12 protein-coding genes are annotated in these 13,636 nt (G+C 45.9%); 2 read left to right on the forward strand and 10 right to left on the reverse strand.

Going from position 1 to position 13,636, the window contains the following annotated elements; translation table 11 throughout:
- Window positions 1–324: 324 nt before the first annotated feature.
- The 7 genes from DBK98_RS03625 to DBK98_RS03655 form a co-directional block, all read right to left on the reverse strand.
- Complete coding sequence (locus DBK98_RS03625) at window positions 325–1,332, reverse strand: fimbrillin family protein (RefSeq protein ID WP_005782908.1); 1,008 nt, start codon at window positions 1,330–1,332, stop codon at window positions 325–327.
- 55 nt (window positions 1,333–1,387) lie between these two features.
- Window positions 1,388–2,353, reverse strand: coding sequence for a DUF5119 domain-containing protein (locus DBK98_RS03630; protein ID WP_032535552.1), 966 nt, complete (start codon window positions 2,351–2,353; stop codon window positions 1,388–1,390).
- A gap of 6 nt (window positions 2,354–2,359) precedes the next feature.
- On the reverse strand, window positions 2,360–3,334 hold the full coding sequence (locus tag DBK98_RS03635; RefSeq protein WP_032535553.1) for a DUF3575 domain-containing protein: 975 nt from the start codon (window positions 3,332–3,334) through the stop codon (window positions 2,360–2,362).
- A gap of 346 nt (window positions 3,335–3,680) precedes the next feature.
- A complete protein-coding gene (gene dprA / locus DBK98_RS03640; protein ID WP_032535554.1) occupies window positions 3,681–4,802 on the reverse strand; it encodes a DNA-processing protein DprA in 1,122 nt (373 codons plus the stop codon).
- The gene (locus tag DBK98_RS03645; protein ID WP_005782900.1) at window positions 4,799–5,203 is read right to left on the reverse strand and encodes a thioesterase family protein; all 405 of its coding nucleotides are present in this window, start codon (window positions 5,201–5,203) and stop codon (window positions 4,799–4,801) included. Before DBK98_RS03645 ends, dprA begins: the two co-directional genes overlap by 4 nt.
- Window positions 5,204–5,205: 2 nt before the next feature.
- Window positions 5,206–6,447, reverse strand: a complete 1,242-nt coding sequence (locus tag DBK98_RS03650; RefSeq protein ID WP_005812518.1) for a peptidase U32 family protein — start codon at window positions 6,445–6,447, stop codon at window positions 5,206–5,208.
- 57 nt (window positions 6,448–6,504) lie between these two features.
- A complete protein-coding gene (locus tag DBK98_RS03655; RefSeq protein WP_005822479.1) occupies window positions 6,505–6,963 on the reverse strand; it encodes a DUF2059 domain-containing protein in 459 nt (152 codons plus the stop codon).
- Window positions 6,964–7,057: 94 nt separating this feature from the next.
- Here DBK98_RS03655 and dusB point away from each other — a divergent pair, with 94 nt between their 5' ends.
- Window positions 7,058–8,035 (forward strand): tRNA dihydrouridine synthase DusB, encoded by a 978-nt coding sequence (gene dusB, locus DBK98_RS03660; RefSeq protein ID WP_005812515.1) that lies wholly within the window; start codon window positions 7,058–7,060, stop codon window positions 8,033–8,035.
- Here dusB and DBK98_RS03665 read toward each other — a convergent pair.
- Genes DBK98_RS03665 through DBK98_RS03675 form a run of 3 tightly spaced genes read right to left on the reverse strand, consistent with a single transcriptional unit; the run spans window position 8,028 to window position 10,912 of the window.
- Window positions 8,028–8,993 (reverse strand): phosphatase PAP2 family protein, encoded by a 966-nt coding sequence (locus tag DBK98_RS03665; RefSeq protein ID WP_005782893.1) that lies wholly within the window; start codon window positions 8,991–8,993, stop codon window positions 8,028–8,030. The two genes, dusB and DBK98_RS03665, sit on opposite strands and share 8 nt — an antisense overlap.
- Window positions 8,984–9,991, reverse strand: a complete 1,008-nt coding sequence (locus tag DBK98_RS03670) for an NAD(P)-dependent oxidoreductase (RefSeq protein WP_005812513.1) — start codon at window positions 9,989–9,991, stop codon at window positions 8,984–8,986. The genes DBK98_RS03665 and DBK98_RS03670 overlap by 10 nt, the downstream gene beginning before the upstream one ends.
- Before the next feature lie 21 nt (window positions 9,992–10,012).
- The gene (locus tag DBK98_RS03675; protein WP_005782889.1) at window positions 10,013–10,912 is read right to left on the reverse strand and encodes a cation diffusion facilitator family transporter; all 900 of its coding nucleotides are present in this window, start codon (window positions 10,910–10,912) and stop codon (window positions 10,013–10,015) included.
- 103 nt (window positions 10,913–11,015) lie between these two features.
- Between DBK98_RS03675 and rnr the strand changes: the two genes are divergently transcribed.
- On the forward strand, window positions 11,016–13,160 hold the full coding sequence (rnr, locus tag DBK98_RS03680) for a ribonuclease R (protein WP_005812511.1): 2,145 nt from the start codon (window positions 11,016–11,018) through the stop codon (window positions 13,158–13,160).
- Window positions 13,161–13,636 lie beyond the last annotated feature (476 nt).

The raw sequence follows: 13,636 nt of genomic DNA on the forward strand, positions 1-13,636 counted from the left end.
GGCATAAAAATAGGTTCATCCGACAAATACGTAACTGGATATCTTTCCCAATAGGATTGATAATCAGAAGATTATATTTACCATAGTTTTCTTTTCAATGTAAAGGTATTTACCCCGGCATGTAAAAGCATTTACCTCGGCATGTAAAGGCATTTACCTCGGTGCGTAAAAGCGTTTACCTCGGTACGTAAATGAAGCCGGCATGCAAAGTAACGGATCCCCTCCCGTAGGATAAGCGTCGGCAAGACGCATCCTTCGGATGAACCTAAAAATAGCCCTGAGGTTTCTCTCAGAGCTATTTTTATAAATAACGGCTTACGAATACTACTTAGGAGTATCGGTGAAATCCCAGCTATCAGCAACTGAACCGGTAATAGCCATCTTCTCAGCGCCTTTTAACGTCAATATGTAAGCAATACTTTGTCCAGCAGTCCAGTTTCCTTCGGTAAATGTAATTTCCTCCGGAGTAGTTGTTTTATCGAGCAACATTGCGCCACCAGCTTCAGCTTTGTAGTAGATTTCGAATGTAACGTCAGTTAAAGCTTGAGGAATAAGCATGGCAGTGTAATCTGCTCCAACCAAAGTCTCGTTCGCAGTGCCACCGCCATCTGCTCCTACAATAGAAAGTGCAGTAGCAGGTTCAATGGTATAGCTTGTGGTAGTAGTAACATCGTCAGGAATAGCCCATGTACCTAATGTTGTCTCAGTAGTAGAAGTAGCTCCATAAGTATACACACCTTTGTTTTTAGCTTTAATAACCACTTTATTTAAAGTGTAAGTAATACCACTTCCCTCTCCTTTTATTTTAAAGCCAATCTTCGTCAACGCGTGTTTAAAATTTAAAGCAACCGCTTCTGTGGTACCGCTTATAGCTTTTTGCTTATTCATCGCTTCTGCTACCACCAAATCTTCCTGGTCTTTCACGGCATCTTTCACTGTATAGGTCAGTGTAGGCGCTTTGTTAGCAGAAGCTGCCCCCCAAGAAAGCTGTGCCGTAGTGTTAGGTGAAAAAGCAAAGAAACTTACTTGATCTGTTGCCGGCCAATAGAATACAGAGCCACCACTGCTCCATGTGCTTTCTTTTAATTCAAAATCAGCTCCAGGTATCAGCGCATTGACAGCTGTAGCATCAGCAAATGCCCCAGTAGTAGAATAGGCATACGTCGTAAACTTTGTAAAATCTGCGTTCACTAAAGTCGTAGCTCTTGTTGTTTTACTTACCGCCGTATTGAATCCGATTTCCACCGGCTGTGCAGCCTTTTCAATCTCTTCATTCTGTGAGCAACCCGTAATTGCCATTGCAGCAACTGCTGCGAATAAAATCTTCTTCATAATAGTATGTTTTTTTAAGTTATTAATGTTTTATCTGTATGTATTTCTTTTTTTCTTATCCAACGGGCAACTCCACATTCGTTTCGTCGTCCCAGTCTCCTACATCACCGCCAATGCCGCCACCTCCACCTGGAGGTACCTCCACATCGTCTACTTTTATTTCGTCTTCTATTTCAACTTCAACCAATGTCGGCGGTTTCGTTTCATCTCCTTCTCCTCCTTCACCACCACTGGTAGGTTCTTGTACGGCTTCCGTTATATTAATCTTCACTTCCTGCACCGACTTGTCCACCTTAATAATCATCAGGTTCATCATCACCGGAAGTTCGATCTCGGCACGGCTAATAACAACTTCGGGTAGCCCAAAAGTGGTAAATACCCCTTCTATCTTTCCGGCTTTCACGTTCAGATCAATATTAATCGGACAGGCATCACACATGGCATAACCTTTTCCTAAAAAATAATGGTCTGCCATCCCACCGACACTCCCTATCACAGTAGAAACATTACTCAACCCCTGTGCTTTGATGCTAAAAGAGTAAGTTCTGACTACCAGCCTTGGTTTCAGCTCCAGCGTCAATGTCTCCTCACTATTTCGTACATCCAGATCATCTATGTTTATCACATAAAGCGGATCCGGCCCCCAAACCATCTTTTCTGTTCCGGCAACCTCAAACTTACAGAAATTGGTGCAAGCCTGAATGGTTTCATAAGATTCTTCTCCACGAATCAAGACCGTTTCTGTATCGTAATTGTAAACCACAACCGAGTAATGTCCGGGAGGTACCGGTACCTCTCCACCGGTTACCGACAAATATGCACTCTTCTTTTTACCTCTTCCATCTTTCGGATAAAAGATAACCTGCATTCCCTCCGGTAGTTTCTCTGTCACTCCTTCCCAGTTTAGCGCGATCCGTACTCCACTAACCGGATAATCATCCAGCAGTTCCCGCCGGCTGCATCCCGTCATCAGCAACAACGGGCAGAAAAGCACAAAAAGCAACTGTCCTATATCTTTCATCCATCTCTATCTCCTTGCCGTTATAAGCCAGACCAATGATACCTTGGCTTTGGTAGGCCCGATAAAATTGTAACGTCCGCTATTTGTCCAGACTAACGAGCCTTCGTAAGGAGTATACTTACGGTATTCTGTTGTCAAGTATCCCACTCCCACACTAAACTCAAACGAAAGATGGCGGGCTACCTGTTTCGCATATCCATACGTAACCCCCGAGGCTGCATAATACTTTCCCTGATAACCATCTCCCTTAAACTGGAAGTCGTAAATACCTCCTTCTGCATAACATCCCAGAAAATGTCCTGTCAGCCTGCCGTGTTTCCGGCGATTTCCTAACCAGCAACGTCCTTCCACCCCTCCCGAAAGCAGCTGATAGCAGAACTCTTCTCTGCTATTCAGCCACCAGGGACATTTGTATTCAGTATTCAAAGACCAACGCTTACCTAATGGTATTTCCACTTCTATATTGGGTGCCAACGCCAAGTCATAAAGCAGATTGTTCTTGACGGCCAATACCGTTTGCCGCCCCACCTTCTCCGATTCCATTACTGATTTTTCCCTATTTACCATGACAGGCTCTCCTCCGGCAAGTTTACCGGGAAGCGGTTTAGCTGTTTCCACTCCATATACCGGCTTTGCTTCTTTTACCGTCATTGCCGGAAGCCGTTTTCTTTGCGGTACCGACAGTTCCGGTAATATCCGGTTCGCAATGTAATGGTAAGCTTTTCCTCCGTTAAGCCGACGCAATAAAGACTCACATCTTACAGGATCATCACGATGGTAATCCAACAACATCAGTACATCTTTCTGATCGGGCACCTGTGAATCTGCAGCAATCTTCTCGTACAAAACAGACCAGTCTATTTTTTGAAAATCGAACCCTTCTTTCCTTATGGCATCCGTCATCGTCATCATCGCAAAACCTTCACCCGGCAAAAAGAAAAGGATCCCCCAAAAGATGAATATATAGATGCGATTCTCCATAGTTGCTCTATTTGTATAAAGCAAATATAGAGCTTTGAAATTAAACGAAATACACTTAATCTAACTAAATAAAAGGCCTGGTTTGTTGTGTGAAACGATTGGAACGATTTTGCAAGTTTGACGGGATTTATCCTTCCCTAAAGACTGCTAAATAAACAGGAAGAAGAGACATTATAAAGGCATATCCGTGAAAAACCGTGAAGGAATTCAAAAGAGAGACAATATTCAAGGAAATATTTGGAGAATCATCCGAAGAGAATTACATTTGTATTGTGATTTTTTTCATAGTATTAGATTTAAGGTTAACAAAAGGTTGGAGTCAGGCGTGACTCCTTTTTTTGCCCCTTTATTTAAGTAACTGATAGACTCCTCCCGCCAAGGCCCGGATTACTCCTTTCATTTCCAGCTCAAACAGAATGACACTGATCTTATTGACAGGAATATCAGCCTGCACCATCAACGCATTGATCTGCAAATCTCCCAGCCGTCCGAGAATATCTACAATCTTCAGTTCTTCGGCAGATAAATCAGGGAAAAGATTCCGCTGTACGGTTGTCGGTTTAATAGTATGTGAACCGGTATCCCACCCCATTGCCTTCACAAAATCCGCCGCAGACTCCAACAAAACAGCCTTATTGTCCCGTATCAACTGATTGCACCCTTTCGAATATTCATCAGTGACCCGCCCCGGGAAAGCAAAACAGTCGCGATGATAACTTCCGGCAATATCCGCCGTAATCAGAGAACCGCCTTTAGCGGCAGACTCCACCACAATAGTGGCATCGCTGATACCGGCAACAATACGGTTCCGGCTGATGAAGTTATGTTTATCCGGATTTGTTCCGGAAAGAAATTCAGTTAACAGTCCACCCTGCCGGAGCATATCAATGGCTGTTTTACGATGTAACGAAGGGTAAATACGGTCCAGCCCATGAGCCAATACTCCCACAGTAGGAAGTTCGACAGCCAGTGCTGCCCGGTGGGCATTGATATCGATCCCATAAGCCAATCCGCTGACAACAAGTACATCCGGACATAACGCCTGCAAATCCTGCAGGAAACTGACGCAAATTTGTTTCCCGTAATCCGTTGCATTACGGGTCCCGACCACATTAATAATGTGGAAAGCATTGAGATCGGCTTTTCCTTTAAAGAATAATACGACGGGAGCATCATCGCATTCACGCAGTCTGGAGGGATAGCCTTCATCTGCCATCGTAAGGCAAGAGATACGGTTATCCCGTACAAACTCATATTCCCGTTCGGCACGCTTCAATGCCTGTGGAGAATCCAATGCTGCGACAACTGCCTGATTCACTCCGGGTAAGCGATCGGGCAATTCAGTCCGGTAACGGAATACATCGGCAGCACTCCCCATACCGTCTACCAGACGTTTGGCACCTATATGTCCAACGCCCGGTATTTGCGTCAGTGCAATACTGCATATCCGTTCTTCATCGGTGCTCATTGCAGGTAAGGCGCAAAAATCCGGTCGAATAATTCACTATCGCTCAAACGTCCGTTTACCACACATACCGTTTCCACCGTCGATTTAACGACAACCTTATTATCGCTTTTCCGGAAGATGTCCTGATAGAACACATATTTGATACCTTCTTTCTTCATATACAATTTGGAAACGAATTCATCACCACTCTTTAATGGGGTTTTGAAGGCCATATTAATGCGGGCTACCACCGGATCCACGCCCTCTTCGTGCAGTTTTGCAAAACTTACGCCTACCGATGAAAGAAACTCATGACGGGTATGTTCCAGATAATGTTGATAATTAGCGTTATTCACAATGCCTTGCAGGTCGCACTCGTAGTCACGTACCTTTAAAGTAAGTTCATAGATATACTTTTCCATCTTTATTCCAGTCCCTTAAATTTTTTCAGTTCTTCGGTCGAAACCAATTTATACAGTTTGTCACTCGGACGTATCTTATCCAGCTTCATAGAGAAGTGCTCTCCCTTCTTCACGGTTTCTACCGGTTTCAGGTCCACACGGGCCTCATCGAGCGTAGCAAACACAGCTCCGGTAGTAGGGCCGGTAATCAACAGTTTATCGCCTACACTCACTTCAGCCGCTTCCACCAGGAATTCGGCTACACCAATGTTGGAGAAGTATTTAATACCTTTCCCCACATAGATCTTACGTTCGGTTGCCGCCGATCCGTAATTCTTAGTCCATTCTCCCAGACGCTGTCCCAGATAGTAACCGTCCCAAAAGCCCCGGTTGAATACCGTTTTCAAGCGTTCATCCCACGCCGCAATCTTCTCGTCGGTAAACGTACCATCCAGACAGGCCTGAATAGCCTGCTTATAACACTCGACAACAGTACGTACATATTCGGGCCCGCGGGCACGGCCTTCGATTTTGAATACACGCACCCCGGCATCCATCATTTTATTCATGAAATGAATGGTCTTTAAATCTTTGGGCGACATGATGTACTGGTTGTCAACCTCAAGTTCCACATCGGTATCCTTATCACGGACAGTGTAAGAACGACGGCAGATCTGCATGCAGGCTCCCCGGTTGGCAGAATGATTCATTTCATGCAAAGACAGATAGCACTTGCCCGAAACAGCCATACAAAGCGCTCCGTGGCAAAACATTTCGATACGGATCAGCTCTCCGCCCGGTCCACAGATATGTTCTTCCTGAATCTGACGATAGATCTCCGCTACCTGTTCCAGATTCAGTTCGCGCGCCAACACCACTACATCGGCAAATTGCGCGTAAAACTTCAAGGCTTCTGCATTCGAGATATTCAATTGCGTAGACAGATGCACTTCCTGACCAATCTTGTTGGCATAGCTCATCACCGCCACATCGGCGGCAATCACAGCCGAAATACCCGCTTCCTTGGCCGCGTCGACAATGGTACGCATCAGTTCAACATCCTTGTCATATATGATGGTATTCACCGTCAGATAACTCTTCATTCCATGTTCGTCACAGGTCCGGGCTATCTCGCGCAAGTCCTCAATGGTGAATGTATTGGCCGAACGTGCACGCATGTTCAGATTCTCAATACCAAAATAAATAGAATCAGCTCCCGCCTGGATGGCTGCCGCGAGCGATTCGCGTGAGCCAACCGGAGCCATTATTTCAAAGTCACTTATCTTATACATAGTTACCAATTATAAGTTACGAGTCCGCAACTACTGAATATATCCTTTTTCTTTCAGGTTTGCCACTATCTCCTGGGCAATCCCCATTCCGATCTGCTGACCCGCTTCCATGGCCTCGGCAGTCATCACCGGAGTGGACTCGGCCAGCTTCTTTCCCACAGGAGATTCATAGAACTGGGTAATCTTCTTCAGGTCGTTTATCGTCAGATACCTGTAATAAATAGATACATATATATCCATAAACTGTGTGTTTGCCTTTTCGGACAACTGCTCTTCAAAAGTTTTCCAGAATTCATCCGGAACGTTCGAATAAGTATGTTTCATCATCCCGATCATCTGCGGAACCATCGATTTCACAGTAGTCATAGCGCCCGAGGCCTCGAGCATCTTGCTTAACGCCTCTTTATAAGCAGCATCCTGAGCCGAAACGGAAGTGGCAGACAAGATAAAAGTCAGGCACAGAGCAATGGAAAATAGTCTTTTCTTCATAATTTCTATCCAGTTAAATAAATGAATGGAGTGCAAAGGTAGGGGTTTTTTCCGTACTTTTGCAGCCAAATAATGAATAGAAAATCGTAAAAAGATGAAAATAGGCCACATAGACCTGGGTGAACGCCCTGTATTTTTGGCTCCGATGGAGGATGTCACCGATCCCGCTTTCCGCCTGATGTGCAAAAAGTTCGGAGCCGATATGGTATACACAGAGTTCGTCTCGAGTGATGCTTTGATACGTTCCGTCAACAAAACAACTCAAAAACTGACCATCTGCGACGAAGAACGTCCCGTCGCCATTCAGATATACGGTAAAGATACGGAAGCCATGGTTGGCGCAGCACGGATTGTAGAAGAAGCACAACCGGATATATTAGACATCAACTTCGGCTGTCCGGTAAAGAAAGTTGCCGGAAAAGGAGCAGGCGCCGGTATGTTGCAGAATATCCCGAAGATGCTTGAAATAACCCGTGCCGTAGTAGATGCAGTCAAAATACCCGTTACTGTAAAGACCCGTCTGGGATGGGATGCGGACCATAAAATCATTGTCGACCTGGCCGAACAATTACAGGATTGCGGTATTGCGGCATTGGCCATTCACGGACGTACCCGGGCACAGATGTATACGGGCGAAGCGGACTGGACCCTGATAGGGGAAGTAAAGAACAACCCGCGTATGCATATACCGATCATAGGAAATGGCGACGTAACTTCGGCTACCGGTGCCAAGGAGTGTTTTGAGCGGTATGGAGTAGACGCTATCATGATAGGACGTGGCAGCATCGGCCGCCCATGGATATTCCGCGAAGTGAAGCATTATCTTGAAACCGGAGAAGAATTGCCGCAGGAATCCTTTGAGTGGTATCTGAATGTATTGCGTGAAGAGGTGCTGAACAGTGTAGCCCGCCTGGACGAGCGCAGAGGGATTATCCATATCCGCCGCCATCTGGCAGCAACTCCTTTATTCAAAGGAATACCCAACTTCCGGGAAACACGCATCGCCATGCTGCGAACAGAGTCGGTAGAAGAGCTTTTCCGGATATTCGATGGACTTCACCCCATCACTTAAACATCGGCACTGCAAACCATTTCTTGAACATCTTTGTCACCAGCACATACAGCACGAAAGCAGAGATAAAGCCCGCAATCGCATCAATCAGATAATGTGCCTGAATATAGACAGTAGCTCCGCAAAGCAACAGATAGAGCGGCAACAGGCAGGCAAAAAGTTTCTTGCTGCCACGCCAAGCCATAATCATCAGAATAGTCGAAACACCGACATGCGAACTGGGAAAAGCCGCCGTAGGACGTTCTCCCACTTGTTGCGAACCCTCTACCAGGCTATAAAAGAATCCATGCTGATAGCCGGGACCCGGAAGCAACTCCTGATTGTGATTGAAATAATCGCCAATGGCAGGAAAGACACCTTGTGAGACAGAATCCATGCCAATGGCAGGGAAATAGAACTGAGGACCGGCAACCGGAACGAATATATAAATAAGGTAGTAGATGAAAAAGCAGGTGACCAGTACAAACGACATCTTCTCAAACAGATCGAACCGATAGATGAAATAGAACAACGTCACCACGAGAATCATCGGATAATATGCGAAGTACCCCATATTGAAGGGTTCACTCACCCACATTTGCGGAAACGCGTGGCAAAACCATACGGCAGGTTGCCCTCCGAACATCCACTGTTCGGCCGTAGCAAAAAGATGATCCAGGTTGGGGAAGACACGGTTGAACTCAAAAGTATCCGGATACCAGTATGACAAAAGACTCATCTGGATAGCGATACGCACAAAAGCGGAAAACTTACATGGAGCCAACCGGTAGAGATACATCAGCAAAAAAGTCATTGCCGCAATCACTGCCCTGTCCCACAACATGTGGAGCGGATGGTCCATCCGTTGAAACATGAATAAAATCAAGATAGAAGTTAACAGATTATATATCAATGTTATCTTCTCAACAGCAAACAAGCCCTTACGGCTTTCTACACGTTTAAATAAATCTAAAGCCATCCTTCGTTCTTATACCAGGCAATCGTTTCCTTCACTCCCTTTTCCAAATCGTATTCAGGAGCATATCCCAGTTCTTTCACAGCCGGAGTTATGTCGCATTGCCAATTTCTTTGTTTCATTATTTTATATTTGTCCGAATTCAGTGTGCTGCTCTTTCCCGAACGGGTCGCTATAAATTCGGCGAGCAAAGATACGACTTTTAGCACAATTAACGGACATTTGATGTGAATAACAAACGGACTCCCCAATTCTTTTTGAATCAGATCAGAGAAAGCACGGCTTTTATATACCTTCCCGTCAGCCAGAAAGTAAGCACGCCGGGATACTTCCTTCTCGATTCCCAGAAAAATAGCCTGTACAATATCTTTCACATACACAAATGTCAGATCCTGCCGTTTATATCCCACGGAGAAATCCGTATGTTGCCGGATGGACTTCGCCATCAGGAAATAGTCTGCCTCACGAGGTCCGTACACTCCCGTCGGACGGTAAATGACATACGGAAAACCGGGCAGGCTCTGGATATAAAGTTCCGCTTTCAGCTTACTTAATCCGTAAGCCGTATTCGGAGCCGGAGTATCTTCTTCACGGATGGGAGTATAATCCTTTTCACGTATCGGACCGAATACACTCAGAGTACTGATATAGATAAACTGCTTGGGAATCATATTAAGCTCGCGCAACGTATCGACAAAATATTTGGTCTGCAGATAGTTGACACGGTCGAAGTCGTTCTTGTCCGCACACTTGGTCACGCCGGCACAATGGACGATATAATCGAATTTATTGTACGTACCTTTATGGCCGGACAGTTGTGCCCGCAACTCATTGGGGTGTGCAAAGTCCAACTCAAGGAAGTGAATCTTGCGTTCTTTCAGGTATTTCTTACTGCTGGATGCACGGATCCCCGCCCAGACACCAAACCTGCGTTTCAAAGCTTCCTGAACAATGAAACTGCCGATAAATCCGCTTGCTCCGGTAATTAGAATACTCTCCATAAAATTCAGATCAAATGATAATTATTTCGTTGGTTCCACATGAATGCCTACATGGGTTCCTTTCCCAAACATCTCTTTTAGTTTATTTTCGATAGCAGTAGCCGTGCCATGCGCCTCTTCCAGAGTTATCTTCCCATCCATGCGGACATGAATTTCGATGGCATAATAACTGCCGATCCTGCGGGTACGCAAATGGTGGGGCTGACTCACTCCCGGAAAAGAGAGTACGGTCTGCTCAATCTCTTTCTCGACATCGTCCGGCAAGGACTTTTCAAGCAGTTCGTCCACACAAGGAATCAGCAACTGCACAGATACCTTCATAATAAAGAAACTGACTACCACTGCGGCAATCGGATCGAGTACCCGCCAATGATCTCCCAGCAAAATGGCCCCTCCAATACCGATAGCCGTTCCGATGGATGATAACGCATCACTCCGGTGATGCCAGGCATTGGCTACCACGGCCTGAGAATTTAACTTCTTGCCCTGAATCACGGTATACTGATACAGTATCTCTTTTGACACAATCGACACCAATGCCGCCACCAATGCCACTACACCGGGAGACTCCAACTGTCCGCCCTGCAAAAAAGTATAAATGGAAGAGGCACCATTCCAGAAGATACCGAAGCCGACACACAAAAGTAACAACCCGATGATGGCCGTAGCCAATGTTTCATATTTGCCGTGCCCATAATCGTGCCCCTTATCTTCGGGCTTCCCGGCGATACGGACAAAGACAATGACAACAATATCGGTGATGAAGTCGGATAGTGAATGGACAGCATCGGCCAGCATAGCCGCACTATGCCCGGCAATTCCGGCAAAGAATTTAAAAACGAGCAAAAGGAAGTTCACGATACTTCCCACGATCGTTACTTTATAAATTCCCTTCTCCCTGGAAGACTTTTCACTTTCCATTTGTTAGATTATTCATAATGTGAGGGGCAAATGTACATGAAAATCTTGAATTATTAATATTTAATCGCTTACTTTGTACTGATTGATATAAAACGAACCGATTATGGCTAAAAAGAAAGAAAAAAAAGCCGGCAAAAGAATGAAGAAGAAAGAACTGTCAAAGGTGGTTCTCGATTTCTTCCATGCCAAACAAGACGAGGTTATCAGCCTGAAATATATTTTCTCGGAACTGAAGTTAACCACTCATCCGCTAAAAATGCTCTGCATGGATATCCTGTCCGATCTCCTGGCCGATGACTACATTACCGAAGTAGATAAAAACAAATATAAACTAAACAATCACGGTGTTGAGATGACCGGAACTTTCCAGCGTAAAAGCAACGGAAAGAACTCGTTTATCCCCGAAGGAGGCGGAGACCCGATTTTTGTCGCCGAGCGTAACTCCGCTCATGCGATGAATAACGATAAGGTGCGCATCGCCTTTTATGCCAAACGTCGCGGACGCGAGGCCGAGGGAGAAGTGATCGAGATACTGGAACGCGCCAACGATACATTCGTCGGCACACTGGAAGTGGAGAAATCATATGCCTTCCTCGTCACGGAAAACCGTACGCTTGCCAACGACATCTTTATCCCTAAAGATAAACTGAAGGGCGGAAAGACCGGCGACAAGGCAGTGGTAAAGGTCACAGAGTGGCCGGACAAAGCTAAAAACCCGATCGGACAAGTGCTCGACATTCTTGGCAAAGCCGGTGACAATACGACTGAGATGCACGCTATCCTGGCCGAATTCGGATTGCCATACGTCTATCCGCAGTCGGTAGAAAAAGCCGCAGATAAGATTCCCGCAGAGATTTCCGCCGAAGAGATAGCCCGCCGCGAAGACTTCCGAAAAGTAACCACTTTCACCATCGACCCGAAAGACGCCAAAGACTTTGACGACGCTCTTTCCATCCGCCCATTGAAGGACGGACTTTGGGAAGTCGGCGTACACATTGCCGACGTGACGCACTATGTCAAAGAGGGAAGCATTATCGACAAAGAAGCCGAAAAGCGTGCAACCTCCGTTTATCTGGTAGACCGCACCATACCGATGTTGCCCGAACGTCTCTGCAACTTCATCTGCTCGCTTCGTCCCAACGAAGAGAAACTTGCTTTCTCTGCCATATTCGACATTACGGAAAAAGGAGAAGTGAGAGACTCGCGCATTGTACACACGGTCATCGAATCGGACCGCCGCTTTACTTACGAAGAGGCGCAACAGATCATCGAAACCAAAGAGGGTGACTTCAAGGACGAGATACTGATGCTCGACACCATAGCCAAGGCCTTGCGTGAAAAGCGTTTTGCAGCAGGAGCCATCAACTTCGACCGTTACGAAGTGAAATTCGAAATCGATGAAAAAGGAAAACCCATCAGCGTTTACTTTAAGGAGTCAAAAGATGCCAATAAGCTGGTAGAAGAGTTTATGCTGCTTGCCAACCGCACCGTAGCAGAGAAAATAGGCAAGGCACCCAAAGGAAAGAAGGCCAAAGTGCTGCCTTACCGTATCCACGACCTTCCTGATCCGGAAAAGCTGGACAACCTCGCACAGTTCATCGCCCGTTTCGGTTACAGACTTCGCACAAGCGGAACCAAGACGGATGTCTCTAAATCGATCAATCACCTGTTGGACGACATACAAGGAAAGAAGGAAGAGAACCTGATTGAAACCGTATCTATCCGTGCCATGCAGAAAGCGCGCTACTCTACGCACAACATCGGTCATTATGGACTGGCTTTCGACTATTACACCCACTTCACCTCTCCTATCCGGCGTTTTCCGGACATGATGGTGCACCGGTTGGTAACCAAATATATGGATGGCGGACGCAGCGTATCGGAAACGAAGTACGAGGATCTGTGCGACCACAGTTCGAACATGGAACAGATTGCAGCCAACGCCGAACGTGCTTCCATCAAATACAAACAGGTGGAGTTCATGAGTGAACATCTGGGACAGACTTATGACGGAGTGATCTCCGGCGTAACGGAATGGGGACTTTACGTAGAACTGAACGAAAACAAATGTGAGGGCATGATACCTATCCGCGATCTGGACGATGATTATTACGAGTTCGACGAAAAGAACTACTGCCTGCGCGGTCGTCGCAAGAACCGTATCTACAGCCTGGGAGACGCGATCACCATCAAAGTGGCACGGGCCAATCTGGAGAAGAAACAACTGGACTTCGCACTGATAGAGTAACACTTTGTCAAAATGATAATCGGGACCCGCTCAGATTGCCTTATTTCCGGCAAGAGTACGTCCGCAAAGAAAAATCGCCTTCCACACGGATCGGCGATTTTCTTTTTATTATCCAGATAGGGAAAGTTGGCACAAAAGCGAAAGCATAAGTACACAGAAGCCGGACAAAGAAAAAGAAATAAAGGATATAAGGAATCATTTTATCTTTTCCTAAGCGTTCGCCATTCGGAAGCAACCAGAGAAATATATGGATTCACGCCGCTCCGAAACACCGGTAAAAGAAGATGTGAAACAAAAGACCTTTGTTTTTCTGAAAAAGAAGTAAGCATTTCACCCGAAAGAAGTAAGCATTTTCGGAAAATGCTTACTTCTTTTTGAGAAAAGCAAGGGGCTTCAACCCGAAAAGCCCGGGTTTCCGATCTCCAAAGCCCGGCTGTTGGAGTCCAAAAATCTGTTTTTGTGTTCCTGTGCTCCCT

Source organism: Bacteroides sp. PHL 2737 (assembly GCF_004115325.2).
Classification (GTDB): domain Bacteria; phylum Bacteroidota; class Bacteroidia; order Bacteroidales; family Bacteroidaceae; genus Bacteroides; species Bacteroides hominis.